At 63.7% G+C, this 24,392-nt stretch carries 26 protein-coding genes; 5 read left to right on the top strand and 21 right to left on the bottom strand.

Features of this window, described 5'->3' with window-relative positions; all coding sequences use genetic code 11:
* Nucleotides 1–20: 20 nt before the first annotated feature.
* From EU803_RS06830 to EU803_RS06815, 4 genes are read right to left on the bottom strand one after another with little or no spacing between them, the layout of a single operon-like run.
* Nucleotides 21–482 (bottom strand): metal-dependent hydrolase, encoded by a 462-nt coding sequence (locus EU803_RS06830; protein WP_129681097.1) that lies wholly within the window; start codon nt 480–482, stop codon nt 21–23.
* Nucleotides 479–796, bottom strand: a complete 318-nt coding sequence (locus EU803_RS06825; RefSeq protein WP_129681095.1) for a potassium channel family protein — start codon at nt 794–796, stop codon at nt 479–481. The genes EU803_RS06830 and EU803_RS06825 overlap by 4 nt, the downstream gene beginning before the upstream one ends.
* A complete protein-coding gene (locus tag EU803_RS06820) occupies nt 793–1,443 on the bottom strand; it encodes a DsbA family oxidoreductase (protein WP_129681093.1) in 651 nt (216 codons plus the stop codon). Before EU803_RS06820 ends, EU803_RS06825 begins: the two co-directional genes overlap by 4 nt.
* Nucleotides 1,430–2,935 carry a class I adenylate-forming enzyme family protein gene (locus EU803_RS06815; RefSeq protein ID WP_129681091.1) on the bottom strand — a complete coding sequence of 502 codons (1,506 nt, stop codon included), beginning with the start codon at nt 2,933–2,935 and terminating at the stop codon, nt 1,430–1,432. The genes EU803_RS06820 and EU803_RS06815 overlap by 14 nt, the downstream gene beginning before the upstream one ends.
* A 64-nt stretch (nt 2,936–2,999) precedes the next feature.
* Between EU803_RS06815 and EU803_RS06810 the strand changes: the two genes are divergently transcribed.
* Nucleotides 3,000–3,623, top strand: a complete 624-nt coding sequence (locus EU803_RS06810; RefSeq protein ID WP_129681089.1) for an XRE family transcriptional regulator — start codon at nt 3,000–3,002, stop codon at nt 3,621–3,623.
* Between the two features lie 208 nt (nt 3,624–3,831).
* On the opposite strand, the gene EU803_RS06805 is transcribed toward EU803_RS06810, so the two are convergent.
* The 9 genes from EU803_RS06805 to EU803_RS06765 form a co-directional block, all read right to left on the bottom strand.
* Nucleotides 3,832–4,479 carry an MIP/aquaporin family protein gene (locus EU803_RS06805; protein ID WP_129681087.1) on the bottom strand — a complete coding sequence of 216 codons (648 nt, stop codon included), beginning with the start codon at nt 4,477–4,479 and terminating at the stop codon, nt 3,832–3,834.
* Nucleotides 4,480–4,482: 3 nt separating this feature from the next.
* Complete coding sequence (locus tag EU803_RS06800; protein WP_129681085.1) at nt 4,483–4,956, bottom strand: arsenate reductase ArsC; 474 nt, start codon at nt 4,954–4,956, stop codon at nt 4,483–4,485.
* Nucleotides 4,957–5,026: 70 nt separating this feature from the next.
* Nucleotides 5,027–5,149 (bottom strand): entericidin EcnA/B family protein, encoded by a 123-nt coding sequence (locus EU803_RS06795; protein WP_129681084.1) that lies wholly within the window; start codon nt 5,147–5,149, stop codon nt 5,027–5,029.
* Complete coding sequence (locus EU803_RS06790; protein ID WP_242494315.1) at nt 5,136–6,878, bottom strand: extracellular solute-binding protein; 1,743 nt, start codon at nt 6,876–6,878, stop codon at nt 5,136–5,138. The genes EU803_RS06795 and EU803_RS06790 overlap by 14 nt, the downstream gene beginning before the upstream one ends.
* A gap of 376 nt (nt 6,879–7,254) precedes the next feature.
* The gene (locus tag EU803_RS06785) at nt 7,255–7,470 is read right to left on the bottom strand and encodes a hypothetical protein (RefSeq protein ID WP_129681082.1); all 216 of its coding nucleotides are present in this window, start codon (nt 7,468–7,470) and stop codon (nt 7,255–7,257) included.
* Between the two features lie 68 nt (nt 7,471–7,538).
* On the bottom strand, nt 7,539–8,285 hold the full coding sequence (locus EU803_RS06780; protein ID WP_129681080.1) for a DUF502 domain-containing protein: 747 nt from the start codon (nt 8,283–8,285) through the stop codon (nt 7,539–7,541).
* 64 nt (nt 8,286–8,349) lie between these two features.
* The gene (locus EU803_RS06775; protein WP_129681078.1) at nt 8,350–9,264 is read right to left on the bottom strand and encodes a pseudouridine-5'-phosphate glycosidase; all 915 of its coding nucleotides are present in this window, start codon (nt 9,262–9,264) and stop codon (nt 8,350–8,352) included.
* Nucleotides 9,261–10,154: a PfkB family carbohydrate kinase gene (locus EU803_RS06770; RefSeq protein ID WP_129681076.1), complete on the bottom strand. Its 894-nt coding sequence runs from the start codon at nt 10,152–10,154 to the stop codon at nt 9,261–9,263. The genes EU803_RS06775 and EU803_RS06770 overlap by 4 nt, the downstream gene beginning before the upstream one ends.
* A 31-nt stretch (nt 10,155–10,185) precedes the next feature.
* Entirely contained in the window at nt 10,186–10,989 is an 804-nt protein-coding gene (locus EU803_RS06765) for a DUF4198 domain-containing protein (RefSeq protein WP_129681074.1), read from the bottom strand.
* 46 nt (nt 10,990–11,035) lie between these two features.
* Here EU803_RS06765 and EU803_RS06760 point away from each other — a divergent pair, with 46 nt between their 5' ends.
* A complete protein-coding gene (locus EU803_RS06760) occupies nt 11,036–12,328 on the top strand; it encodes a HupE/UreJ family protein (protein WP_242494298.1) in 1,293 nt (430 codons plus the stop codon).
* The gene (locus EU803_RS06755; RefSeq protein WP_129681070.1) at nt 12,325–13,995 is read left to right on the top strand and encodes an SDR family oxidoreductase; all 1,671 of its coding nucleotides are present in this window, start codon (nt 12,325–12,327) and stop codon (nt 13,993–13,995) included. Before EU803_RS06760 ends, EU803_RS06755 begins: the two co-directional genes overlap by 4 nt.
* A gap of 147 nt (nt 13,996–14,142) precedes the next feature.
* Here the strand turns inward: EU803_RS06755 and EU803_RS06750 are convergent, their stop codons facing one another.
* The 7 genes from EU803_RS06750 to EU803_RS06720 form a co-directional block, all read right to left on the bottom strand.
* Nucleotides 14,143–15,498, bottom strand: coding sequence for a branched-chain amino acid ABC transporter permease (locus tag EU803_RS06750; RefSeq protein WP_129681069.1), 1,356 nt, complete (start codon nt 15,496–15,498; stop codon nt 14,143–14,145).
* Nucleotides 15,495–16,505, bottom strand: a complete 1,011-nt coding sequence (locus EU803_RS06745) for a branched-chain amino acid ABC transporter permease (RefSeq protein WP_129681067.1) — start codon at nt 16,503–16,505, stop codon at nt 15,495–15,497. Before EU803_RS06745 ends, EU803_RS06750 begins: the two co-directional genes overlap by 4 nt.
* Nucleotides 16,505–16,963, bottom strand: coding sequence for a hypothetical protein (locus tag EU803_RS06740; protein ID WP_129681065.1), 459 nt, complete (start codon nt 16,961–16,963; stop codon nt 16,505–16,507). The genes EU803_RS06745 and EU803_RS06740 overlap by 1 nt, the downstream gene beginning before the upstream one ends.
* A 28-nt stretch (nt 16,964–16,991) precedes the next feature.
* Entirely contained in the window at nt 16,992–17,825 is an 834-nt protein-coding gene (locus tag EU803_RS06735) for an ABC transporter ATP-binding protein (protein ID WP_129681063.1), read from the bottom strand.
* Nucleotides 17,822–18,613 carry an ABC transporter ATP-binding protein gene (locus EU803_RS06730; protein WP_129681061.1) on the bottom strand — a complete coding sequence of 264 codons (792 nt, stop codon included), beginning with the start codon at nt 18,611–18,613 and terminating at the stop codon, nt 17,822–17,824. Before EU803_RS06730 ends, EU803_RS06735 begins: the two co-directional genes overlap by 4 nt.
* Before the next feature lie 95 nt (nt 18,614–18,708).
* Nucleotides 18,709–19,893 carry an ABC transporter substrate-binding protein gene (locus EU803_RS06725; RefSeq protein ID WP_129681059.1) on the bottom strand — a complete coding sequence of 395 codons (1,185 nt, stop codon included), beginning with the start codon at nt 19,891–19,893 and terminating at the stop codon, nt 18,709–18,711.
* A gap of 152 nt (nt 19,894–20,045) precedes the next feature.
* Nucleotides 20,046–21,047, bottom strand: a complete 1,002-nt coding sequence (locus EU803_RS06720) for a GlxA family transcriptional regulator (protein WP_129681057.1) — start codon at nt 21,045–21,047, stop codon at nt 20,046–20,048.
* Nucleotides 21,048–21,274: 227 nt separating this feature from the next.
* Between EU803_RS06720 and EU803_RS06715 the strand changes: the two genes are divergently transcribed.
* Complete coding sequence (locus tag EU803_RS06715) at nt 21,275–22,645, top strand: 3-deoxy-7-phosphoheptulonate synthase class II (protein WP_129681055.1); 1,371 nt, start codon at nt 21,275–21,277, stop codon at nt 22,643–22,645.
* 6 nt (nt 22,646–22,651) lie between these two features.
* Here EU803_RS06715 and EU803_RS06710 read toward each other — a convergent pair whose 3' ends face one another.
* Nucleotides 22,652–23,323 carry a PAS domain-containing protein gene (locus EU803_RS06710; protein ID WP_129681053.1) on the bottom strand — a complete coding sequence of 224 codons (672 nt, stop codon included), beginning with the start codon at nt 23,321–23,323 and terminating at the stop codon, nt 22,652–22,654.
* Between the two features lie 182 nt (nt 23,324–23,505).
* On the opposite strand from EU803_RS06710, the gene EU803_RS06705 reads away from it, so the two are divergent.
* Nucleotides 23,506–24,384, top strand: a complete 879-nt coding sequence (locus EU803_RS06705) for a YicC/YloC family endoribonuclease (RefSeq protein ID WP_242494297.1) — start codon at nt 23,506–23,508, stop codon at nt 24,382–24,384.
* Nucleotides 24,385–24,392: the final 8 nt, after the last annotated feature.

Here is a 24,392-nt window from a genome sequence, read left to right as displayed (position 1 = left end):
ACGTTTTGGCCCGGGTTTTCTTACTTGTTCCAAAACAGCCACCCCGCACTTGCCCAGATTGCCAACTCCAGCGCAAAGACCGGATGAAGGATGAAATTCCATATCCAATGCCCGCCAAGGGCAGGCACCGATACGATGGTGTAAAGATGGCTGTCAAAAGGCCACCCCCAGGCTATTCCGCCCGCAATGGCATCAAGCCCGATGTGCAGGGCGACGCCTGCAAGGAACGCGGCGAATACCCTCGATACCCTCAGATCCACCGCCCGCAGGATCGGCCAGATGATGGCGCCCGTGATCACCCAGAACCCCGGAATATGGACCCAATAGTGATGGTGGTGAAAGGCCCGGTCGTCGATCCAGTAGAACCAGATCAGGTCCACATCGGGAAACACCGCCCCCACGACGACGGCAGCAAGGATCGCGTGATGGGTCGCAACCTTCCGCCCCAACAGATAGCCTGAAGGAAGGTGGGCCGTGATCATGTGGTGCTGTCGTTTCGCTGGGCCTCGCGTGCCTTGCGCCGCGCCTCCAGCCGTCGCTGGATCGTCACATGGCCGAACTGCTGGATGGCCAGCGCGAAGACCCCAAGCCCCAGAAAGATCATCACCGTGGTGCCGATCTTGCCCATCACGGTGACGGGGACAAGGTTGCCGTAGCCGACGGTCGACAGGGTCACCACGGTGAAGAAATAGCTGTCGACCCAGCTCCAGCCCTCGACCGCGTGAAAGAACACCGTGCCGCCCGCGACGATGGTGGCAAGAAGACCGATAAGGACAAGGACCGCTTCGTTCTTCATGCGCCGTTCGCCTGTTCCATCTGGGCCTTGATATCGGCGATCACCTGCACCCACAGCTCGACCGGCTGTGCGCCGGGAACCGCGTGCTGCTGCGCGACGATAAAGGTCGGCACCGAATTGACCCCCATCTCGCGGGAATGGGCGTCGCGGGCGCGGATGTCGTCCATGTCCGCGTCGGACCCCAGTAGACGGGTCACAACGCTTGCGTCCATTCCGGCGGTATCGGCAATATCAGCCAATACTTCGGCATCACCGATATCGCGCCCCTCGACGAAATAGGCCTTGAACAGGGCCGACACGACCGGGGTCTGTTTCTGTTCGATCCCGGCCCAATGGATCAGGCGATGGGCGTTCAGCGTGTTCGGCGTGCGCGCGATCTTGTCCAGGTTCAGGGTCAGCCCGGCCTTCTGGGCGTGTTCCGCCACCGGCAGATAGGCCTTCACGGCCCCCTCTTGGCCGCCAAATTTCGCCTCCATATAGGCGCGGCGGTCCATGCCTTCGGCGGGCATGTCGGGGTTCAGCTGGAACGGGTGCCATTCCACGATGAACGGATGGTCGCCCACCTGTTCCAGCGCCCGGTCAAGGTTTGCCTTGCCGATATAGCACCACGGGCAGATCGGGTCGGACAGGATATCAAGCTTGACCATTGCGGGTCTCCCAGTCGGTTTTCAGCGCCTTGCGCAGAAGTTTGTTGTTCGCCCCGCGTGGCAGGGCATCGACCCGCACGAACAGGCGCGGGCATTTGTAACGGGCGAGCCTTTCGGCGGCAAATGCGGCCAGCGCCTCATCAGGCAGGGCCTCGGGTCCGGTGTAGAAGGTGGCGATGACGCTGGTATCGGCCTTGACCCGAACCTCGCAGGCGGCAGCCTCGTCAATTCCGGGGTGCTGGCACAGGGCCTCTTCCACCTCGACTGGCGAGACCCGGTAACCGCCGGCGTTCATCATGTCGTCGTTCCGGCCCAGATAGGCAATCGCGCCGTCCGGGCCTTCCTGTCCAAGATCGCCGGTCAGAAACCAATCGCCCTCGAAACGGGCGGCGGTTTCCTCGGGCCGGTCGAGATAGCCCAGCATAAGCCCCGGATCGTCCCGGTGCACCGCGATGACACCCGGGGTGCCGGGCGCGACGGGGGTGCCGTCGGCCCAAAGGCAGACGTGGCGGCCCGGCTGAATCCGACCAAGCGTGCCGGCGGGCGCAGGGTGGTCGGGGCTGCCCGATATGAAGGTCGAACATTCCGACATGCCATAGGCTTCGTGCACTTCGGTCCCGGTTGCGGCCTGCCAGCGGGCGCGGGTTTCCTCGGGCAGTTTTTCGCCCGCGGACAGCCCGTGGCGCAAGCGCGGCATGGCCGGGATATCCCCGCGCAGCAGCTGGCGATAGACACCGGGGGCGGCGGCGAAAATCGTCGCGTCGTGGCGCTTCAGCAATAGGGGCAGGGCGCGCGCCTCGGTCCCCGGGGCGGGGATCAGGGCGGTGGCCCCGATGGCCCAGGGGTCCATCAGCCCGGTCCCCAGCGTATAGGTCCAGTTGAAGGCGCCCGCATGCAGCAGCCTGTCGGTATCGCGCAGCCCGTACCAGCCGTTCCACATCATCTGCCGCGCCCAGACCGCCCGGTGCGCGTGGACCACCGCGCGGGGCTGGCCCGAAGTGCCCGAGGTATAGATGATATAGGCCGGGCGATGCGGATCACCCAAGTCATAGGGCGCGGCGGGCAAATCATGGAATGCCCGCAATTCGGCGGTGGTCAGGACCGGGGCAGGGTGGTCCGGCAGGGCCACGCCATCGGCGGCGGCAATCGCCTTCGGCGCGATCTCATGCGCGATCTTCGTGGCTTCCGGCCCCGTCAACTGGGCCGAAGTCGGGACCGGCACGATCCCGGCAGCGATAGCGCCAAGGTAGGTAACCGGAAAGTCCGGCGTATTACCCAACCGCATCAACAGCCGGTCGCCCGGTTCCAGCCCGACCCGCAACAGGCCGGTGGCTGTGCCACGCACCGCGGCCTCCAGCCGGGAGTAACTCCATCGTTCGGCGCGCGCCGGGCCAAGCACCGCAAGGGCGATCTTGTCGGGCAGGTCAGCCGCGTGGCGCAGCACGTGCGCTGCCATGTTGAAACTGTCGGGCGGGGTCGGGAACGGTGTCATGGCAATGGCCTAGTCAAGCGGCGAAGCAGTTGCAAGCGTGGTAATCAAGCGGCTATAGGGGCACATGGCACAGGTCGATCCCAAATCCCTTATCCGCATTGCCCGCGAAAATGGCGGGACCGAAGCCGCACAGCCGCTGGACCTTGGTGTGCGGGTGCGCGAATTGCGGAAAGAGCGGGACTGGACACTGGAACAGGCCGCGAAACAGGCGGGGCTGGCCCGATCCACCCTGTCCAAGATCGAGAATGGCCAGATGTCCCCGACCTATGAGGCGCTGAAGAAGCTGGCCGTGGGTCTTGGCATCTCCGTGCCGCAGCTGTTCACGCCCCCGTCGAAGGGGCAAGTAAATGGCCGGATGACGGTGAACCGGTCGGGCGAAGGCGCGGTTCATATCACCACCACCTATGAACACGAGCTTCTGGCCGATCAGCTAACCCGCAAACAGATGCTGCCCTACCGCGCCCGCATCCGGGCCCGGTCGATGGACGATTTCGACGGCTGGGTGCGCCATGACGGCGAAGAGTTCCTCTATGTCCTCACTGGCACGGTGCGCCTGTTCACGGAATTCTACGAACCGGTCGAAATGAAGCGCGGCGACAGCGCCTATTACGATGGGTCGATGGGCCACAATGTGATCTCGACCAGTGCCGAGGATGCGACGATCCTCTGGGTCACCTCGCTGGCCTAGAGCGTTTGCGGCCTTCTGTGTCGTGGCGCACAGAATCCCCCCACCCAATCCGTTAACTTTTTCGAAGGATGGGTGCGGACAAAGCCGTTTTCAGGACCAAACCTTTTCCGGGCATCGTTCGTGAGTGTCGGTGTCCACCCGGTTGCCGCTCAGATCCGTCTGGCGGGGGCAGGGAACTCTGCATCCATCCTGTCCTTCCTCACCGCGATCACCCTTGGCGAAACAGCCGCGGCAGGATCAAAAGCCCAAGGCCGACGCCGACAAACTGCATCGCGATGAACATCGGCACATGTGCCGGGGCGATCCCGGCAAAGGTGTCGGACAGGCCACGCGCGATGGTCACCGCCGGATTGGCGAAGCTGGTCGACGAAGTGAACCAATAGGCCCCGGTGATATAAAGCGCGACCAGCGTCGGCACCGCCTCGGCCCGCGATCGCAGCCCCCCCACGATCACGAACAACAGGCCAAAGGTGGCGATCACCTCGGACGACCAGAGATTCAGACCGGTCCGCGCCGTGGACGAGGTTTGCAAGATCGGCAGGTCGAACATCAGGTGCGACAGCCAAACCCCAAGGGAGCCCCCGGCAACCTGCACAGCCATATAGGGCAGGACATCCCGCCGGGGCAGTTCGCCCCGCAGGGCGAAATAGGCGGTGACCGCTGGGTTGAAATGCGCCCCCGACACCGGCCCAAGCGTGGTGATGATCGCATAAAGCATCGCGCCGGTGGCAATCGCATTGGCCAGAAGCGCAAGCCCGGTGTTTCCGCCCGACAGGGCCTCGGCCATGATGCCAGAGCCGACAACGCCGATCAGAAGAAATGCGGTGCCGATAAATTCGGCGGCAAGTCTTTGCATGGGTCAGTCCTGTCCGATCAGGTTCATCCGATCCCGCAGCTTGTCCGCATCCAGCGTCTCGAAATCAAGGGCCAGAAAGGCGTCTGCCCGGCGTTTCAACTGCGCATAGGCGGTCTCGAACGCCACGTCCCAATCGGCCTCGTCCGCGGCGGCCGGATCTTCGACGCCCCAATGCGCACGCACGGGCGCACCGGGCCAGATCGGGCAGGGTTCCGATGCGGCGGACCCACAAACGGTGATCACTGCGTCCATGACCGGGGCCTGCGGCCCTTCGAATTCGTCCCAGCTTTTGGACCGGGCCGCGCTGGTGTCGAAGCCTTTTGCCTGCAACAGGCGCAGGGATTGGGGATGCACCTGTCCCGCCGGTTTCGACCCCGCCGACCAAGCGGTCACGCGGCCTTCGCCAAAGCGGTTCAGGATGGATTCCAGAAGGATCGACCGGGCGGAATTGCCGGTGCAAAGAACAAGGATATTCATGGGGACTCCGTTTCGGCGCGGCCTGATTTGCCGCCCCGTTTATGACCGTTCTGTAACGCCTGTATGACGGTCAGAGCCAGCCCTGAACGGTGCGTGCACTGGCCGAGACATCCTCGCCCACGCCCGCGACCGTGTTGCACCCCGCCAGCAGGCCGACAGCTGCCAGCACCAGAAGAAGCCTAGTTTTCTTCATACCACCACACATCAGGTTGCCAGCCCGGCCAGTCGCCCAGAACGGGGATGTAGTCGGGATGGTGCAGGTTTGCGTCATGGGCGATCCGCGTGATGTTCCACTGGTAGAAGGGGATCACGTAACGCCCGCTCATCAAGGTTCGGTCCAGCGCCTTGATCGCGGCGCGGAAATCTTCCTGGCTGGCGGCGGTCAGCATCTCGCCGATCAGACCGTCCACCGCGGGCGACGACACGCCCATCAGGTTGCGCCCGCCGGTGTCCACCTGGTCGGCCCCGAAATAGAGGTATTGCTCGTTGCCGGGGGACAGCGACACACCGACCCGATAGTAGGTCATGTCGAAGTCATAGGCCCGGGTCCGTTCGGTGAATTGGGCGCTGTCGATCTGGGTCACATTGGCGGAAACCCCGATCCGTTTCAGGCTTTCGACATAGATATCCGCGATGGTCGACGTTTCGGAGGCCCCGGACTGGATCAGGATGTCAAAGGTAAAAGGGGTGCCACTGGCATCCGCCATCACGCCGTCCTGAATGGTATAGCCCGCCTCCTCGAACAACTCGATCGCGCGGGCGGTTCCGGCGCGGTTGCGTTCGGACCCGTCGCTTTGCGGCAGGTTGTAGCCCTCGAGCGCGCCCGGCAGCAGATCGTCCTGATACAGCATCAGCATGTCGCGCACCCGGCCCTCTGCCGGGCCGTGGCCCATGCCAAGCGGGCTGTTCGACCAATAGGAGGTGATCCGCTGTTGCTGCGATCCGGTCATCGCCTCGTTCACGAACTCAAAGTTGAAGGCGGTCAGAAGCGCCTCGCGCACGCGCCAGTCCTGAAACTGCGGGCGGCGGGTGTTCATGACGAACCCGGTCATGCCCGAGGGGCGCTGGTGGGCCAGCTCTTCCTTCACGAACCGGCCGTCCTGAACGGCGGCAAAATCATACTGGCCCTCCCAACGGGCGACGTTGAATTCGCGGGTCGTGTTGACCAGCCCGGTCTTGATCGCCTCGAAGGCCGCGGTTTCGTCGCCGAAATACTCGATCCGGTATTCATCCAGATTGAACGTGCCGGCCCGGAAGGGGACCACGCCCCAGCCCCAGTAGTCCGGATTGCGCCGGAACGACACGAAGCGGCCGAATTCATAGTCGTCGATGATGTAGGGGGACGAGGTGATCGGAACGATCTTGTCGCCTTCCTCGGCAAAATCGACACCGTCGAACTGCGCCTTCTGAAGGATCGGACGCATCCCCGCCAAAAGCGCCAGCTCGGCGTTTTCCTCGTTGAAGGTGAAGCGGATGGTCCGGTCCCCGACCTGTTCAAGACTATCGACCTTTGCCCAGAACCCGCGATAGCGGCCATGCCCTGCTGTTCCCAGAATCTCGAAACTCCAGATCACATCCTCGACCGTCACCGGGCTACCGTCCGAGAACCGCGCCTCGGGCCGCAGGGTGAATTCCACCCATTCCCGATTCGGCCCGGTCTCGATCGATTCGGCCAGAATCCCGTAAAGCGAGAACGGCTCGTCGATGCTGCGGCCCATCAGCGTTTCGCCATAGACAAAGCGCAGCTGCCACGGAACATTCCCTTTCTGGATGAAGGGATTGAGACTGTCGAAGTTGCCGACGTTGGCCTCGACCATCCGCCCACCGATGGGCGCATCCGGGTTTGCATAGGGCAGGGCCACAAAATCAGGTGGGAGGGCAGGGTCGCCATACATAGCTATGCCATGCTGGGGCTCTGCCATGCTGCTGGCGCCGAAAACCGACAGCCCGACGATCACGGCGGCCCGCAGGTGAGTCGTGAAAAACTCTGATCTCATTTTGGCAACAATCCCTCTGCTCTCAATGCCTGTTGGGGTCAGAGCCTACGCGGCCCTCCAAGTGTTTTCAAACTTTTAGCTTGGACCCCGGCGCTGGATTGCTTATAAAGGGGTCACTGCTCGATAGGTTTCTTGCCTGTATGAAACCTGCCTCAATGACTTAACGCCGGCCTTGTGCCGGCGTTTTTTTCTTGGGTGCCACGGTGTTTCGCATGACGCGCAGATCCCCCTCGAATCGACCCCCAAAAGAAAGACCCCGACCAGATGGCCGGGGTCCATGTCTTGGGCCTGAGAGGGTCGATTAGCCGGGCTGCACCTCGGAGGAGGACGACGACATCGCCGCCGCAATCAGCGCGATCAGGATCAGCGGAATGATCAGGCCGGCCGAAGAGGAGCTGTCAGCAACCACTTCGATGTCTTCGACCGGCATTTCCACGATTGCGGGCGCCAGGCCACCAGCAAGGGCGGCGGAAGCAGAGGCGACAAGGGCGCCGGCGGAAAGAAGGAGTTTTTTCATCTGAATCCCCAGAATCGGAAAGTTACAATACCCAAAGCCTAGCCCTGTGCAGGGCCGCTGGCAAATCCCTATCCGCGCGGCCCGCGCGCTGCCGCCTCGGCTTTGGCCTTGGCCGCTTCCTTGGAGCCGGGGTAAACCAGCCCTGCCGAGATCACCAGTTTCGCCGCGTCTTCAACGGTCATGTCGAGAAGGATCACATCCTCGCGCGGCAGGAACAGCAGGAACCCCGATGTCGGGTTCGGCGTGGTGGGCAGGAAGACGGTCATGATGTCACCGACCGGGGGCAGTTTCTCTGCCACCTCGCCCTTGGCCTTGGTCGAGATGAAGGCCACCGCCCAGATCCCCTTGCGCGGGTATTCCACCAGACAGGCCTTGTCGAACGAGGTTTCCGACTGGGCAAAAACCGTTTCCGCAATCTGTTTCGCGCCGTTGTAGATGGTCCGCACGATGGGCATCCGCCCGACAAGGCTTTCGCCCCACCGCAGGAACGAGCGTCCGATCAGCCCCTTGGCGATCCAGCCGACGACGATGGTGAAGATCAGGAACAGGATCACGCCGATCCCGCGGATGTTCACATCAATTCGGTTCGGCGCTTCACGCCCCAGCCAGGCATTCAGCAATTCCTCGGGGTGATAGGCCTGCGGGATGAAGGGCCAGACCCAGCCGTCGATCCAGCCGACAACGGTCGAGATCAGCCAGACGGTCAGCCCGATCGGGGCAACCACCACAAGCCCGGCGATGAAATTGTTGCGCAGGCCCGTCAATACCCCATGCCGTCGCCGGGGATGGTCCTGTTCATGTTCGGGTGTTGTCACGTTCCGGGCCGCCCTGAAATATCCTGTCCCTTATCTAGGGATGCGCGCCGCAACAGACAATGACCTAGGCACGGCGGGCAAGGGCCACCGCGATCCCGGCGGCAAGCCGCGCATTGTTCAGCACCAGCGCAATGTTTGCCGTCAGGCTGCGGCCCTCGGTCAGTTCAAAAATCCGTTGCAGCAGGAAAGGGGTCACCGCCTTTGCCGCGATGCCCTGCGCCTCGGCCTCGGCCAGTGCCTGCGCGATCACCGGGGCCAGCGTATCGGCGGCAATCTCTGCCTCCGCCGGGATCGGGTTGGCCACAAGCTGCCCGCCGGGGATGCCCATGTCGCCACGCAGCGCGTGGGCGCGGGCGATCTCTTCGGCGCTGTCCATACGCAGGGGTGCAGGGATGCCCGATGCGCGGCTCCAGAAGGCGGGCACCTCGTCCTGCCCATAGGCGATCACCGGCACGCCGAGGGTTTCCAGCACCTCAAAGGTCTTGGGCAGGTCAAGGATGGCCTTGGCCCCGGCTGCCACGACGGTCACCGGAGTCTGGGCCAACTCCTGAAGATCGGCGGAAATGTCGAAAGTCTCTTCCGCCCCCTTGTGCACTCCGCCGATGCCGCCGGTCGCGAAAACCGCGATCCCGGCGATGCGGGCGCAAATCATGGTCGCGGCCACGGTGGTGGCCCCGGTGCCGCCCCGCGCGATGCAGGCGGCGATATCGGCCCGGCTCAGCTTGGCCACGTCCTGCGCCTGTCCCAGTGCCTCAAGTTGCGCGTCGGTCAGCCCGGCATGCAACACCCCGCCCATCACCGCCATCGTGGCGGGCACGGCCCCATGGGCGCGCACCTCAGCCTCGACCCTGCGGGCGGTTTCCACGTTCTGCGGATAGGGCATTCCGTGGGTGATGATCGTGCTTTCCAGCGCCACCAATGGTGCGCCACTGTCGCGGGCGGCCTGAACCTCGGGGGCGTAGGCGACGGGGAAGGTCATAGGGGGGTCTCTCCGCTGACATAGGTGGCGGCGGCCTGAAGGGCGCGGTTCAGCGCCGCGTCACGGTCGGCGCCACCGCGTTCGGCGGCGATATGGGCCGCCATGAATGTATCGCCCGCGCCGGTGACGCGGGTCACCAGAACCGCGGGCGGGGTTTGGGTGATGACGGAGCCAGCCACCGCATCGGATGCAGATTTGCCGCCGTCGGTGACAAGGGCGCGGTGGGTGCCGCGTGCGACAAGGGCCGCCGCGGCCTCGGCCGAAGAAGCGAATTCCTGCTGGCACAAAATACCGGCCTCTTCGAGGTTCACATAGAGCGTCGCCGTCGCATGGTCGCGCAGCGCCAGAAGCCGTTCAGCCTTGCCCGGGCTGGCCGGGGCGACCCGCAGGTCGGACCGGGCAAACAGGGGCGAGCGGGCGATCTCGCGCAGAAGTTCCGTCGTCAGGTTGCCGTCCAGCGCAACCGGCCCTTCCCAGGGCGCCTCGGCACTCCCCAGACGCCCGTCGGACAGGGGGCGCAGGATCTTGTCGCCCGCCGCCTCAAGCGAATGGGCATCCGCAATAGCGGCGATCAGCCCGTTTGCCCCCTCGACCGCCATGTAGATATCTGTTGGCAGGTCGTCGGACCGGTAGGCGTGATCGGTAATCATGCCCATATCTGCGGCCTCGGCCAGCAATTCATCCCCCGCCGGGTCGCGGCCAATGGCGGTCAGCAGGGCAGGGGTCAGGCCAAAGCGCACCAGCGTCATGGCGATGTTCATCGCCACGCCCCCGGGCAGACGGGTGATCCGCCCCGGCACGTCGGACCCGGCCCGCATATGCGAGGCCGACCGCCCGATCACGTCCCACAGGACCGACCCGATGCAAAGGATATCCGGTGCTTTGTTCATTGGCCGGTTTTGACCGGCCGGACAAAGAACGTCAATTGGGAACCGCGAAGGTCAGATTGGCCCAAAGCGTTTCCCAGACGGCGCCGGATGCCTCGGCCAAATCCGGCGCGGGTTCCCGCAGAACCACGGCATCCAGCATGTAGTCATGGCCGGGGACCACCGGAACCGTGGCGATACCATCGGCATCGGTGCGGACATAGCTGATGGTCACCTCGCCATCCGGGGCGCGGTCAAAGACTTCGATCTGCTCCTCGGCCCGGACGTCATATTGGTAGAACAACTGGACCCGGACACCGTCGGTCAGATCATCCGTATAGGGGTTGGTCAGGGCGACGATCTCTGTCTCCATCCCGGTCCGCAGGTCCGCGCCAGCGCCATCGCCGACCGCAATCAACGTCTTGGAAAACCGGAAATAGACCTCCGAGAATTCCGCGAGCGGCAGGCCCCGCGCGATCTGATCCGCCTCGGTCACCCCAAGGTCCTTGTGATCGACGAAAGACTGAAACTTTTCCCATGTCTCGTAATCTACGGTCGAGGGGTTGGTCTGGTAGATCACCACGTTCAGCCCTTCGCCCAAAGGGTCCGCCGACAGGCCGGGGCGATCCCCGGCGCGCATTTCTACCGCTGCCTGTTGCCCCGCATTGAAAATTTCATAGCGCGCAGTGCGTTGAGGAATATAGGCCAATTCGATCCCGGCGAAGGACTGGCCGTTGACAATGCGCCCTTCTAGCCTAGCGTCCGGGGCAACCTGCCACTGGGATGGTTCAAGCCAGAATTCATGGGCCGCAAGCGGACCGGCAGACAGCGAAAGACAGAAAAGGGCGAGCAAGCGCATGATGAAATCCTTTGATCTTCCCTACAGGGTGGTCCTTGGCCTTGTGATGTCAACCTTGGTTGCCGTGCTGATCGCGCTGGCGTTACCGGCCCGCGCCCATGAAGTCCGCCCCGCAATTGCCGACATGACGCAGGATGGCAGCCAGTTGGTGTTCGACGTGCGGCTGAACCTTGAAGGGGTGCTGGCCGGGATTGACCTGTCCGCCGTGGCCGACACCAACGAAGCGGCGGAGGCGGGCCGCTATGACGCCCTGCGCGCCCTGTCCGACAGCGCACTGGCCGACGAGGCCCGCGCCGCATGGCCCGATCTGGCCGGGGGGATCGGTATTCTGGCCGGACCGGACCACCTGACACCGATGCTGAGCGGGATCGTGGTTGAACCCCAACCCAACACCGACCTGCCGCGCGACACCGTTCTGTCCTTCACCGTGGACCTGCCCACCGGGGCCGATGCCGTGACCGTGGGCTGGGCGCGGTCCTATGGCACGCTGGTGTTGCGGCAACAGGGGGTCGACGACCCCTATACCGGCTATCTGGAGGCCGGGGCGACCTCGGACCCGATCCTTTTGACGGGGGGCGGCGCAATCGGGGGCTGGCAGGCCTTTGTGCGCTATATCCCGGTGGGCGTGGATCACATTGTTCCGAAGGGGCTGGATCATATCCTCTTCGTCCTTGGGCTGTTCTTCCTTGCCGCCCGGTTGCGACCCCTGTTGTGGCAGGTGTCGGCCTTTACGCTGGCCCATACCATCACCCTTGCCGCCGCCGCGCTGGGGCTGGTCACTGTCCCGGCCAGCATTGTTGAACCGCTCATCGCGGCGTCCATCGTCTATGTTGCGGTCGAAAACCTGTTCACCGACGGGCTGAGCCGATGGCGGCCCTTCGTCATCTTTGGCTTCGGGCTGTTGCATGGGCTGGGCTTTGCCAGCGTCTTGGCCGAGTTTGGCCTGCCGCAGGGCGCCTTTATCCCGGCGCTGATCGGGTTCAACGTGGGCGTCGAACTGGGCCAGTTGCTGGTCATCGCGGTCATGTCGCTGTGCGTGGTCGCGGCGGTCCGGGTGGACCGGGGTCAGGGTGCGCCGGCGCTGGCCCAAGGGCTCTATGGCGCGCTCGCCCTTCTGTCTGTCGGGCTGATACTCTGGTCGCCCGCCGGGCTGGCCGACCTGCTTGAAAACCCCGTTTGGGTCTTCTTTGGCCCGCTGGCGGGTGTCTTCCTCCTCTCGCTCGTCTCGATCCGGGCAGAGTCGAAACCGGGCGCCTATCGCCGGTTCGTCGCCGTGCCCGCCTCGCTGTTCATCGCGGCAATCGGCGCATGGTGGGTGATCGAAAGGGTCTTTCTTTGAAAATCCTCATCATCGGCGGCTATGGCACCTTCGGGGGCCGTTTGGCCGAGCTTTTGATGGACACCGGCGGGCTGGAGATCCTGATCGCCGGGCGCAACCTTGACCGGGCGCAGGCGTTTTGCGACGGCCTGATCGGGGCGGCGCGTGCCAGACCGGTGCAAGTGTCGCGCGACGGGATCGGGGCCGCGCTGGCGACCCACCGGCCCGATCTGGTCGTCGATGCAAGCGGGCCGTTCCAGACCTATGGGGCCGACCCCTACGGCGTTGTCCGCGCCTGTATCGGGGCCGGGGTCAACTATCTGGACCTTGCGGACGGGTCCGATTTTGTCTTTGGCATTTCGGATCTGGACGAAGCCGCGCGAAAGGCCGGGGTCTTCGCCCTTGCCGGGGCCAGCAGCTTTCCCGTTCTAACTGCCGCCGTGCTGCGCCGGATGTCGCAGGATATCGACATCCGCACCGTGACAGGCGGCATCGCCCCGTCGCCACACGCGATCATGGGGCCGAATGTGATGCGGGCCGTCCTCAGCTATGCAGGGCGGCCGGTCAAACTGGTCCGGGACGGCCAGCCGGGGGCCGGTCGCGGGCTGGCCGACACCTGCCGCTTCACCGTGTCGCCGCCCGGACAGATGCCACTGCCGCCACTGATCTTCGGCCTTGTCGACGTGCCGGACCTTCAGGTCCTGCCACGCAGTCTGCCGGGGCTGCAATCCCTCTGGATGGGGGCCGGGCCGTCGCCCGTCTGGATTCACCGCTGCCTGATCGGGCTGGCGCGGCTGCGCGCCCGGATACCCGCCCTGAACTATGTCCCTTTAGCGGGGCTGTTCCGCACGGTCCTGAGGGTTCTGAAATACGGCGAACATCGGGGCGGCATGTTCGTCCGGGCCGAAGGGCTGCGGAACGGGCTGGGGGCGGCGCGGGAGTGGCACCTTCTGGCCGAAGGCGATGACGGGCCCTACATCCCGTCGATGACCGCCGAAGGTGTGGTGCGCCGCATCCTTGCGGGCGACCCACCCGCGCCGGGGGCCCGCCCCGCAACCGACTGTCTGGAGCTTGACGACTATGACCGGCTGTTCGCCGGTCGCCGCATTTCCTACGGCTGGCGGGGCCGGGTCGACGGCGATGCGCCGCTTTACGCCCGGATGCTGGAGGGTGCGCTTGCCAATCTTTCCCCAATGGTTCGGGCGCTCCACGACGACCGGGAAACGGCCCGCTGGACCGGGCAGGCCACGGTTTCCGGCGGATCGACCCTATTCGCGCGGCTAATCGCCCGCCTGTTCGGCTTTCCCTCTGCGGCCGACACCATCCCCGTCACCGTCGAACTGGGACGTTCGCAGAACGGGGTCGAGGTCTGGACCCGCACCTTTGGCGGCAAAAGATTCCACAGCAGCCAAAGGGCCGGGACGGGCCGGATGGAGCGGCTGATCGAAGAACGGTTCGGCCCGTTTCGGTTTGGGTTGGCTGTGCTGGTCTGTGGCGACCGGCTGGAGCTGATTTGCCGGAAGATGTCAGTGCTTGGGGTGCCTGTGCCGGGGGCACTGATCCCCGGCGGCCATGCCTTTGAGGCAGAAGAAGACGGCAATTTCCGGTTTGACGTGCGGATTGCCCTGCCTTTGGTCGGCCGGATCGTCCACTATCAGGGGCGACTGGAGCGTGCCGAAACACCATAGGGCCGATACAGCCCACGGCGGCGTCTTCATCACGTGGAATCAAGGCCGAAGGCCGCCGCGCATCGCCGGGCCGCCCCCGGCACGGCGATGCGCGGCTCTACGTTGCGCCACGAAAAAGGGGGCCATCGGCCCCCTTTCTTTGTCGATCTATTTCTCCGGCAACAGCCCCTTTGGACTGAACCGCAGCACCAGCAGCAGCACAAGCCCCATCGAGAACAGGCGCATATGGGCCGAGGCATCCAGCATCCGGATGCGGAACCAGTTGTCTTCGGCCATGCCGCTGGTCAGCGTCTCGCTCAGCCAAAGGCCGATCGGTTCCACCTGAACCCACAACCACCAGATCAGGAAGCCGCCCAGAATGGCGCCAAAATTGTTGCCCGACCCGCCGACGATCACCATCACCCAGATCAGGAAGGTATAGCGCAGCGGCTGGTACGAGGTCGGCGTCAGCTGCCCGTCCAGCGTGGTCATCATCGCCCCGGCAATGCCGCAGATCGCAGAGCCAAGGATGAAGATTTGCAGGTGGCGGGCGGTCACGTCCTTGCCCATCGCCTCTGCCGCGACCTCGTTGTCGCGGATCGCGCGCATCATCCGGCCCCAGGGGCTGTTATAGGCCCGTTGGGCCAGCCACAGCAGGATCAGAAGAACGATGGTGAACAGAACCATGTAGCCCAGCTTGACGTAAATGGTCGAGGCGGTGGTCGGGTCCATCCCAAGGCTCGCCGCCCGTTCGAGAAAGCCCGGATCGCCTTGCAGGTCGATCTCGTAGGGGACGGGACGGGGCAGGCCGTTGATGTTCTTCACGCCCCGCGCAAGCCAGTCTTCGTTCTTGAGAACGGCGATGACGATCTCGGCGATGCCAAGCGTCGCGATGGCAAGGTAATCAGACCGCAGACCCAGCGCCGTCTTGCCGATCACCCAGGCCGCGCCCGCCGCGATCAAGCCGCCCACGGGCCATGCGATGATGGTCAGCCAGCCAAAGTCCTTATAGGCATCGCCGCCGGGGTTTAGCCCGCCGATATGGCCGGTCGAGGCGGGGGTAATCGCCTCGACAAACTCGACCCCGCCGTCAAAGACGAAGCGGAACAGGAAGAAGCCGCCGACCAGCAACACCAACATTGTCAGGTTGCGGGCCCGGCCCTTTGCCATCTTCGACCAGACAAGAACCGCCGCCACGATGGTGGCCGCGCCCATGACCAGCGACAGCAGGATCTGCCATGCGCCCCCGGCGGCCCAGGCCCCCGGTGCGGGCGGCATCGACACCAGCACGGTCGCCAGACCGCCAAGGGCGACAAACCCCATGATCCCGATGTTAAACAGCCCGGCATAGCCCCATTGCAGGTTCACGCCCAAGGCCATGATCGCCGAAATCAGCGCCATGTTCAGGATACCGAGCGACGTGTTCCACGACCCCGAGAAGATCCAGAAATTCGTCGTCCCTTCGAGGATGAAAAGGATCGCGACGAAAGCGAAAAGAAGCGGTGCGCGCATCGACTGGGTCATACCGATTGCCCCTTGAACAGTCCGGTCGGTTTAAACAGCAGGACGATCACAAGGATCGCGAAGCTGACCGCGAATTTATAATCCGTGCCCATCAACTGAACGAGGCCCGAGGGTTCGAGGGACTCTGGCATCAGATAGATGAGAACCTTCTTCCAGGCGTACGTCACCGTCACCTCGGAAAAGGCGATGACAAACCCGCCCGCGATGGCGCCCAGCGGGTTGCCGAGGCCCCCCACGATGGCCGAGGCGAAGATCGGCAGGAGAAGCTGGAAGTAGGTGAAAGGCTTGAACGACTTGTCCAGCCCGTAAAGCACGCCCGCGATGGTCGCCAGCGCCGCCACGATCAGCCATGTGACCATGACCACCCGTTCCGGGTTGATCCCGGAAAGAAGGGCCAGATCTTCGTTGTCCGAAAAGGCCCGCATGGATTTGCCGGTCCGGGTCTTGTTGAGGAACCAGAACAACACGGCCACCACGATCACCGCAACCACAATGGTGATGCCTTGGGTCGTCTTCAGCGCCAGCCCTTCGTCAAGCCCGGTCATCGACTTGAAATCCCGGGCCGAGATGATGAACCGTTCCCCGTCGAGGAAATTCTGGTCCTCTACCCCGATGATGAAACGCACGAGGCCGTTGTAGATGAACATGACCCCGGTCGAGACGATCACGATGATCACCGGAACGGCCTTGCGCTGCCGATAGAAGCGATAGATCCCCCGGTCCGTCGCCAGCAGCAGCAGCGCCGCGGCCAGAATGCCGAAGGGCAGGGCCAGAAGGGCGGTGGGCAGTGGCCCAAGGCTGACCCCCATCGACTGCAACCACCAGGTAATCAGGATCGTGGCCATGGTCCCGAAGGCCATGGTGTCCCCGTGGGCAAAGTTCGAAAACCGCAGGATGCCATAGACCAATGTCACCCCAAGGGCCCCAAGCGCCAGCTGCGCCCCATAGGCCGCCCCGGGAATGACCACGAAATTGAGTAGCGCCACGATGGCGTTAAGAATGTCCATTAGTGTGCTCTCCCATTCGCGCAGGTGCCGGTCGAGATACTCTCGCGTAGTCCAAGATCAACCAGTTCGCCATCCACGATGCGCCTAGACCTGTAACTGTCATAATGAACTGCTTCACCGGTCGAAGTGACCCTCAGATAGCTCATCGGTTCGCCATCCTCATTTCGCTCACCCACATATGTTTCACCGTCGATCGACTGTTCCTTGCGAAAGCATTCCATCGCGTCCCCAAAACTTGAAAGGCAATACAGCGGTCCCTCTTGGTCGATATCCTCAACGTGCATCCAAAGCTCGTACTCTCTTCCGTCTTCTCCATTCATCTGACAATGAAGGGACATCATTTGCTGATATCGTTCGCTTTCGTGATACTCTTGCATCTCGGCCGCGGTTGGCGACCGCAAAACCTCAAGCTCCGCTTCCGGTTCCGTACAGCCAAAAGCCAGAAGTGCGGTGGCCACGAACGCGCCCGGGAGGCACTTCATCAATTTACCCCCCCAGGAAACTTTGCCGCACTTCCGGGTCGGCCAGCAGTTCCTTGCCGGTGCCCGTGTGCCCGTTGCGCCCCTGAACAAGAACATAGCCCCGGTCGGCGATTTCAAGCGCCTGTTTGGCGTTCTGTTCCACCATCAGGATCGGGATGCCGGTGCGGCTGACCTCGATGATCCGGTCGAACAGTTCATCCATGACGATGGGCGACACACCGGCGGTGGGTTCGTCCAGCATCAGCACCTTGGGTTTGGTCATCAGGGCGCGGCCCACGGCCACCTGCTGCCGCTGCCCGCCCGACAGTTCGCCCGCAGCCTGTCCGCGCTTGTCCTTCAGGATCGGGAACAGTTCGTAGACCTGCTCCATCGTCTGGCGAATGTCGTCCTTGCGGATGAAGGCGCCCATTTCAAGGTTTTCCTCGACCGTCATCGACGGGAAGATGTTGCGCACCTGCGGGACGAACCCCATGCCCTTGATCACCCGGTCCTGCGGCGACAGCGCGGTGATATCCTCGCCATCCAGCAGCACCCGGCCCGACCGGACGTTCAGCATCCCGAAGACCGCCTTCATCGCGGTGGATTTGCCCGCGCCGTTGGGGCCGACGATCACCGCGATTTCACCGGGGTTCACGGCGATGGTGCATTCGTGCAGGATATCAGGGCCCTTGCCATAACCGCCGGTCATCGCCTCGCCGATCAGGAAGGGCGCGTCGCCGCCGACCGGGACCGCCTTGCCGCTTTTGCCGGGGTAGGGGGCATCACCCGCCCCATGGGGGTTGGCGATCGACCGGTCCTTGTTGCCGCGCCCGTCCGCGTAGGGGTTGTCGCCGCTCATGCGCCCGTCTCCGCCAGTTGGTCCTTGTTCTTCAGACCGGTGCCCAGATAGGCCTCGATCACATGCTCGTTGGCCTTGATCTCGGCCAATGTGCCTTCGGCCAGCACCTTGCCTTCGGCCATGCAGATGACCGGGTCGCAGATCTTGCCGATGAAATCCATGTCGTGTTCGATCACGACGAAGGTATAGTTGCGTTCCTTGTTCAGGCGCAGGATCGCATCGCCGATGGTCATCAGAAGGGTGCGGTTCACGCCCGCGCCGACCTCGTCCAGAAACACGATCTTGGCATCGACCATCATGGTCCGGCCCAGTTCCAGCAGCTTCTTCTGGCCGCCCGACAGGTTGCCCGCCTTTTCGTCCTTCAGGTGGTCGATGGTCAGGAACTCCAGCACCTCGTCCGCCTTGGCCAGCAGCGCGCGTTCCTCATCGGCGATCCGCTTGCGGCCGAACCATGTGTTCCAAAGGGTTTCGCCGGACTGGCCGCCGGGAACCATCATCAGGTTCTCGCGCACGGTCATCGATGAAAACTCATGCGCGATCTGGAAGGTGCGCAGCAGGCCTTTGTGAAACAGCTCGTGCGGGGGCAGGCCGGTGATATCCTCGCCCGCCATGGTGACCCGGCCAGAGGTCGGGGCATGGACCCCGGCGATCACGTTGAACAGCGTGGTCTTGCCAGCGCCGTTGGGGCCGATCAGCCCGGTGATTGATCCCGGCTTGATTTCAAGACTGGCGCCATCGACCGCATGAAAGCCGCCGAAATGCTTGTGCAGGTTGTCGACCCTGATCATCCCATATCCCCGTCAAAGGCGTTAAAATCGCCCGTTATCTTATTGAAACGGCGCGGGAAAACTCCCGCGCCGAGGTCTTGAGCGTCGCTATGAAATCACCGGAAGTTCACGGTCGTAATCACGCCGTCGATGACTTCGATCTGCCGGTAGTTGCCTGCGCTTTCGCCGCCACCAATCAATTCCACCGCCGAAGCGCCGTCATAGTCGATCTCACCGCCGTTCGCGAGGATCTCGAGTGCTTTGGCAAGTTCACCGGGATAGATTTTTTCACCGGGGGCGTTTGCAATACCCATTACCGCGTCTTTGTAGACGCTTGGGTCGGTCGAACCGGTTGCCTGCATCGCCAGAAGGATCAGGGCAGCCGCATCATAGCTTTCCGGGGCGAAGGGCGCAGTCCCCTGGAAGCCTTGGGCTTCGCCGATGGCTTCAATCATCGCCGCACCGGGGCTATCCGTTCCGGGCACCTGGCCGGTGGAACCATTGATTGCCGCACCGAACCGTTCCTGAAGGCTGTCGCCGATCATGCCGTCAGGCAGGTGGAACGTATCAAAGGCACCCGTGTCTAGCGCGGCCTGAATGATACCCGGTCCACCCTGATCGATGTAACCCGCCACGACAAGGCGATCACCACCGGCCGATGCCAGAGCACCAACTTCGGCCGAATAGTCGGCCTTGCCGTCTTCGTGAGGCGTGTTGATGGTCACGGTGCCGCCAGCAGCCGTGTATGCGGCCTCGAAGCTTTCAGCCAGCCCCTTGCCATAGTCGTTGTTCGTATAGGTTACTGCGACAGAGTTGATGCCCTGCTCCAACAGAATGTCAGACATTACAACGCCCTGACGCGCATCAGACGGCGCGGTCCGGAAGAAGTAGCCGTCGTCCTCCAGAACCGACAGTGCCGGAGAAGTGGCAGAGGGTGAAATCATCACCATCCCATTTGGCAGCGCAACGTTCTGGAACGCGGCGGTCGTGGCACCAGAGCAAAGTGCGCCCACGATACCCGCTACGCCATCGCCATTGACCAGACGCTCGGCCGCCGCGGTCGCGAGAGCGGCATCAGAACAGGTGCTGTCGCCACGCACCGGCACAACGGTTTGGCCACCCAGCAGCAGGCCACTCGCAGAGACCTCCGCAATCGCCGCTTCCGCTCCGGCCGCCATGCCCGTCGCGAGGGATTCCGCCGGACCGGTAAATCCAAGAAGCACCCCGATCTTGATGTCTTCGGCCGAAGCCGCGCCGGCCAGAATGCTGGTGGCAGCGGTGGCAAGAAGCAGTTTCTTCATTCTTTGTCTCCCTATCGGATGAAGTATCCTGAAGACGAAGCCTAAGCAGCGGAAATGCAAAAGGGAAGGGTGAAATGCGGGTCAATCGGCCCGTCATTTCCGCTCTGGCAGGACAATGTTTCGCAGGCCCCATTGGGACCAACCGCAAGTTGTCAGATCGACAGCCGGGCCGCGTGGGCGCCGCGTTCGCGGTAAGGCGTGGTGTCGTAGTGCGACCGGTAGCATTTCGAGAAATGCGACGGCGAGGCGAACCCGCAGGCCAGCGCCACGTTGATCACGCTCATGTCTGTCTGCATCAGCAGGTTGCGCGCCTTTTGCAGCCGCAACTCCATGTAATACCGTTTCGGGCTGCGGTTCAGATAGCGGCGGAACAGCCGTTCCAGCTGCCGGGTCGACATGCCGACATCCTTGGCAAGCACCGCCGGGCTGATCGGTTCTTCGATGTTCTGTTCCATCATCTGGATGACGCGGGACAGTTTCGGGTGGCGCACACCGATCCGGGTCGGGATCGACAGGCGCTGGGTGTCCTGATCGGTTCGGATCGAGGAATAGATCAACTGGTCGGCGACCGCGCTGGCCAGTTCCTCGCCATGATCGTCGGCAATGACCTTCAGCATCAGGTCGATCGACGCGGTGCCGCCCGCCGTCGTCATCCGGTTTCCGTCCACGACGAAGACCGACTTGGTCAGGGTCACTTCCTCGAATTCCTCGGCAAAGCTGTCCTGGTTTTCCCAGTGGATCGTCGCCTTCTTGCCATCCAGAAGCCCGGCCTTGGCAAGGGTATAGCCTGCGGTGCACAGCCCGCCCATGGTCACACCGCGGCGCGCCTCGCGGCGCAGCCAGCTGACCATCTTCTTGGTGGTGGCCTTTTGCACGTCGATCCCGCCGCAGACCATGACCGTGTCGTCACGGGTCAACTCGTCCAGCCCCATCTGCACCGCGAATTCGGTGCCGTTGGAACAGGCGATGGTGCCATCCACCTCGGCCGCGACGATCCAGTCGTACAGCTTCTTGCCCGACATGCGGTTGGCGATGCGCAGGGATTCAATCGCGCTGGCAAAGCAAAGCATCGTGAAATTCTCAAGCAGCACAAAGACAAACCGGCGCGGTTTGCCCTTTGCGTCCACTTCGACGATTTGCGGCTCGATATCCATCTCCGCGACCCTTTGCCATGCGTTCGACCTGCGGACCTCAACACCTTTTGGAACGCAGGATCAAGGGGTGTCGTTTCCGCCCTCAATAGTCGCTATTGAACCATCACCTGCCCGATTTTGCACCCCTTTTGGCATTGGCCCCCGCGCGGCATCGGGTTATAAGCGCGTCCTGATTGCGCTAAAGGATCAGCAATCACTGACCAAAACGATATTCTGGGAGCAAGACAATGACCGAGTGGCAGAAATCTGACTGGCGCGCCAAGCCGCGGGTTCAGATGCCCGAATATACGGATGAAGCCAAGCTGAAGGCCGTGGAAGCCAAGCTTGCCAGCTATCCGCCCTTGGTCTTTGCCGGCGAAGCACGTCGCCTGAAGGCCCATCTGGGCAAGGTGAGTCGCGGTGAGGCCTTCCTGCTTCAGGGCGGTGACTGCGCCGAAAGCTTTGCCGAATTCAGCGCCGACAGCATCCGCGACACCTTCAAGGTGATGCTGCAAATGGCGATGGTCCTGACCTTTGGCGCCAAGGTGCCGGTGGTCAAGGTTGGCCGCATGGCGGGCCAGATGGCCAAGCCCCGGTCGGCCCCGACCGAGGTGATCGGCGGCACCGAACTGCCCAGCTACCGTGGCGACATCATCAACGGGTTCGACTTCACCCCCGAAGCGCGGATCCCCGATCCCGACCGGATGCTGCAGGCCTATACCCAGGCCGCCGCGACCCTGAACCTGTTGCGCGCCTTTTCGACCGGCGGGTTCGCCGACGTGCACCGGGTCCACGCCTGGACGCTCGGCTGGACCGGCGCACCGGAAGCCGAGAAGTACCGCGCCCTGTCGGAACAGATTTCAAACGCACTGGATTTCATGAGCGCCGCAGGCCTGAACGCGACCACCAATCACGAGTTGGAAACGGTCGAATTCTACACCAGCCATGAAGCGCTGTTGCTGGAATATGAAGAGGCTCTGTGCCGTCTGGACAGCACCACGGGCAAGTGGCTGGCCGGGTCCGGCCATATGATCTGGATCGGTGACCGCACACGTCAGCCGGACGGCGCCCATGTGGAATTCTGCAAGGGCGTGCAGAACCCGATCGGGCTGAAATGTGGGCCGTCGATGACCTCGGGCCATCTGAAGTCGCTGATGAACAGCCTGAACCCCAACAATGAACCGGGTCGTCTGACACTGATCGCCCGTTTCGGGGCCGGATCGGTGGGCGAACACCTGCCGCGCCTGATCAAGGCAGTTGAGGAAGAAGGCGCAAATGTCGTCTGGACCTGTGACGCGATGCACGGCAACACGATCAAATCCTCGACCGGGTACAAGACCCGCCCCTTCGAAAGCGTGCTGCGCGAAGTGAAGGAATTCTTTGCCGTCCACAATGCCGAGGGCACGATCCCCGGCGGCGTGCATTTCGAGATGACGGGCAAGGATGTGACCGAATGCACCGGCGGTGTCCGGGCGGTCACGGACGAGGATCTGTCGGACCGCTACCACACGGCCTGCGACCCGCGCCTGAACGCCTCGCAATCGCTGGAACTGGCTTTCCTCGTGGCCGAGGAACTGTCGGCCCGGCGCAGCAAGTTGGATCAGGCGGCGACTGCCTGATCCGGATCAGGTGTTATCGACCACAAGCCGAAGGGCCGGGCGGGAAGACCGTTCCGGCCCTTCCTGCATTCGGGGCAGCGGCGGGGCCATGCCCGCAACGGCCCTATGCGCCGGGGCCATTGTCTGAGGCGCGATCCGGTCGCAACGCAGCGGGCGGGAGGTGTCGATATCGAAGCTTCGCGCGCCCAGCCCGGGCGCCCCATCGACCAGCAGGGCACCCAGCACCCGATCGACCAGCCCATCCGGCCCTTCCAGCGGCAGCAGTAACATGGACCCCACCAACCGCCGGCGGGTCAGGGTCATCCGCGACACGACCGGCACCTCGACCACCGCCGGATCGTCCAGACAACGTTCCAGCAGCGGCCCGATGCCTTGCACGCCCTGCGCGGTGAACAGCACCGACAGGGGCATCCCCCGGCTTTCGGCGCCGATGAACTGGGTGATCCGCTGTCCGCAGACCCGAAACCGGGCGACCTGCGGGGCGCAGCGTTCCAGAATGAAGGCATGGGGCAGGGCCGCGTCGATATGGGCCGGATCGACGGCGGTGCGGACCGGCACCCGGCGCGCGCCGCGCAGATCGGACCAATAGCGTTCCAGGTTCGACAGGACCGACCCGCCGGGCGTGGCGCTGCGCACACCGGGCAGGGGCGGCATGGCTGAATCGGTCGGGGCTTGCATCTGTCGGTCCTCCAGTCTGGCTGTTGCCCCTATTTTGCCGCATTTCCGACACTTTCGCACTTAGCATTTTGTTAACAGGTTAACGCGCCCGCCCGGACGGGCCGCTTTGCCTTGCCCCCGCGCACCCTTTCGCATTAGGTGCTATCGCGACCAGTGAGAGGACGGGACCAGTGATCCGATCAATGACGGCATTCGCCAGCAGGCGCGGGGCCCTTGGGGCAACCGGCTGGGCGTGGGAGATGCGCGGAGTGAACGCGCGCGGGCTGGATCTGCGGTTGCGCCTCCCTGACGGGATCGACGGACTGGAACCGGCAATCCGCGCGGCGCTTCAGGACCGGTTCAACCGGGGCAACATCACCCTTGGGCTGCGCCTGACCCGGGAAGAGGGCCAGCAGGCCGCCACTCTGGACGAGGCGCAGCTGGATCGCATGCTGCAGGCGCTGGACGCGGTGCAGGACCGGGCCATGGCCATCGGCGTCACCCTTGCCCAGCCCACCGCCGCCGATGTGCTGAACCTGCGCGGCGTCCTATCCCAGCGCAGCGACGAGGCAGAGGCAGAGGCGCTGAAACCCGCGCTTCTGGCAGACCTTGCGCCGCTTCTGGATGATTTCGCCGCCATGCGCGCCAGCGAAGGCGCCGCCCTGAAACAGGTGATCGAGGGGCAGTTGCAGCGGATCGCCGCACTGGTCGAAGACGCCGCCACTGCCGCCGAAAGCCGCCGGGACGAGGTGCGCGCCAATATGGCCGCCGCCCTGCGCCGGGTCATGGTTGAGGCGGCCGAGGCCGATCCGGACCGGGTCGCGCAGGAACTGGCCCTGATCGCGGTCAAATCGGACGTGACCGAAGAAATCGACCGGCTGCGCGCCCATATCGCAGCCGCCCGCGCCCTTCTGGCCGATCCCGCCCCGGCGGGCCGCAAGCTTGATTTCCTTGCGCAGGAATTCAACCGCGAGGCCAATACGCTGTGTTCGAAGTCCGGCGCGCCCGGCCTCACGGCGATCGGGCTGGACCTCAAGGCCACGATCGACCAGATGCGCGAACAGATCCAAAACGTGGAATAGACCAAACA

This window comes from Loktanella sp. IMCC34160, assembly GCF_004145845.1.
GTDB lineage: Bacteria > Pseudomonadota > Alphaproteobacteria > Rhodobacterales > Rhodobacteraceae > SELP01.
This window is presented reverse-complemented; position numbering and strand designations above follow the sequence as displayed.

What these genes read in the sequence shown, in the direction of transcription:
- EU803_RS06795 (WP_129681084.1), bottom strand. Translation starts at nt 5,149, where the DNA reads ATGAAGAAAACTAGGCTTCTTCTGGTGCTGGCAGCTGTCGGCCTGCTG.
- EU803_RS06815 (WP_129681091.1), bottom strand. Translation starts at nt 2,935, where the DNA reads ATGACACCGTTCCCGACCCCGCCCGACAGTTTCAACATGGCAGCGCAC.
- EU803_RS06725 (WP_129681059.1), bottom strand. Translation starts at nt 19,893, where the DNA reads ATGAAGAAACTGCTTCTTGCCACCGCTGCCACCAGCATTCTGGCCGGC.
- EU803_RS06760 (WP_242494298.1), top strand. Translation starts at nt 11,036, where the DNA reads ATGTCAACCTTGGTTGCCGTGCTGATCGCGCTGGCGTTACCGGCCCGC.
- EU803_RS06735 (WP_129681063.1), bottom strand. Translation starts at nt 17,825, where the DNA reads ATGAGCGGCGACAACCCCTACGCGGACGGGCGCGGCAACAAGGACCGG.
- EU803_RS06770 (WP_129681076.1), bottom strand. Translation starts at nt 10,154, where the DNA reads ATGAACAAAGCACCGGATATCCTTTGCATCGGGTCGGTCCTGTGGGAC.
- EU803_RS06825 (WP_129681095.1), bottom strand. Translation starts at nt 796, where the DNA reads ATGAAGAACGAAGCGGTCCTTGTCCTTATCGGTCTTCTTGCCACCATC.
- EU803_RS06715 (WP_129681055.1), top strand. Translation starts at nt 21,275, where the DNA reads ATGACCGAGTGGCAGAAATCTGACTGGCGCGCCAAGCCGCGGGTTCAG.
- EU803_RS06805 (WP_129681087.1), bottom strand. Translation starts at nt 4,479, where the DNA reads ATGCAAAGACTTGCCGCCGAATTTATCGGCACCGCATTTCTTCTGATC.
- EU803_RS06775 (WP_129681078.1), bottom strand. Translation starts at nt 9,264, where the DNA reads ATGACCTTCCCCGTCGCCTACGCCCCCGAGGTTCAGGCCGCCCGCGAC.
- EU803_RS06705 (WP_242494297.1), top strand. Translation starts at nt 23,506, where the DNA reads ATGACGGCATTCGCCAGCAGGCGCGGGGCCCTTGGGGCAACCGGCTGG.
- EU803_RS06720 (WP_129681057.1), bottom strand. Translation starts at nt 21,047, where the DNA reads ATGGATATCGAGCCGCAAATCGTCGAAGTGGACGCAAAGGGCAAACCG.
- EU803_RS06730 (WP_129681061.1), bottom strand. Translation starts at nt 18,613, where the DNA reads ATGATCAGGGTCGACAACCTGCACAAGCATTTCGGCGGCTTTCATGCG.
- EU803_RS06830 (WP_129681097.1), bottom strand. Translation starts at nt 482, where the DNA reads ATGATCACGGCCCACCTTCCTTCAGGCTATCTGTTGGGGCGGAAGGTT.
- EU803_RS06765 (WP_129681074.1), bottom strand. Translation starts at nt 10,989, where the DNA reads ATGCGCTTGCTCGCCCTTTTCTGTCTTTCGCTGTCTGCCGGTCCGCTT.
- EU803_RS06820 (WP_129681093.1), bottom strand. Translation starts at nt 1,443, where the DNA reads ATGGTCAAGCTTGATATCCTGTCCGACCCGATCTGCCCGTGGTGCTAT.
- EU803_RS06710 (WP_129681053.1), bottom strand. Translation starts at nt 23,323, where the DNA reads ATGCAAGCCCCGACCGATTCAGCCATGCCGCCCCTGCCCGGTGTGCGC.
- EU803_RS06785 (WP_129681082.1), bottom strand. Translation starts at nt 7,470, where the DNA reads ATGAAAAAACTCCTTCTTTCCGCCGGCGCCCTTGTCGCCTCTGCTTCC.
- EU803_RS06800 (WP_129681085.1), bottom strand. Translation starts at nt 4,956, where the DNA reads ATGAATATCCTTGTTCTTTGCACCGGCAATTCCGCCCGGTCGATCCTT.
- EU803_RS06810 (WP_129681089.1), top strand. Translation starts at nt 3,000, where the DNA reads ATGGCACAGGTCGATCCCAAATCCCTTATCCGCATTGCCCGCGAAAAT.
- EU803_RS06750 (WP_129681069.1), bottom strand. Translation starts at nt 15,498, where the DNA reads ATGACCCAGTCGATGCGCGCACCGCTTCTTTTCGCTTTCGTCGCGATC.
- EU803_RS06745 (WP_129681067.1), bottom strand. Translation starts at nt 16,505, where the DNA reads ATGGACATTCTTAACGCCATCGTGGCGCTACTCAATTTCGTGGTCATT.
- EU803_RS06790 (WP_242494315.1), bottom strand. Translation starts at nt 6,878, where the DNA reads ATGGCAGAGCCCCAGCATGGCATAGCTATGTATGGCGACCCTGCCCTC.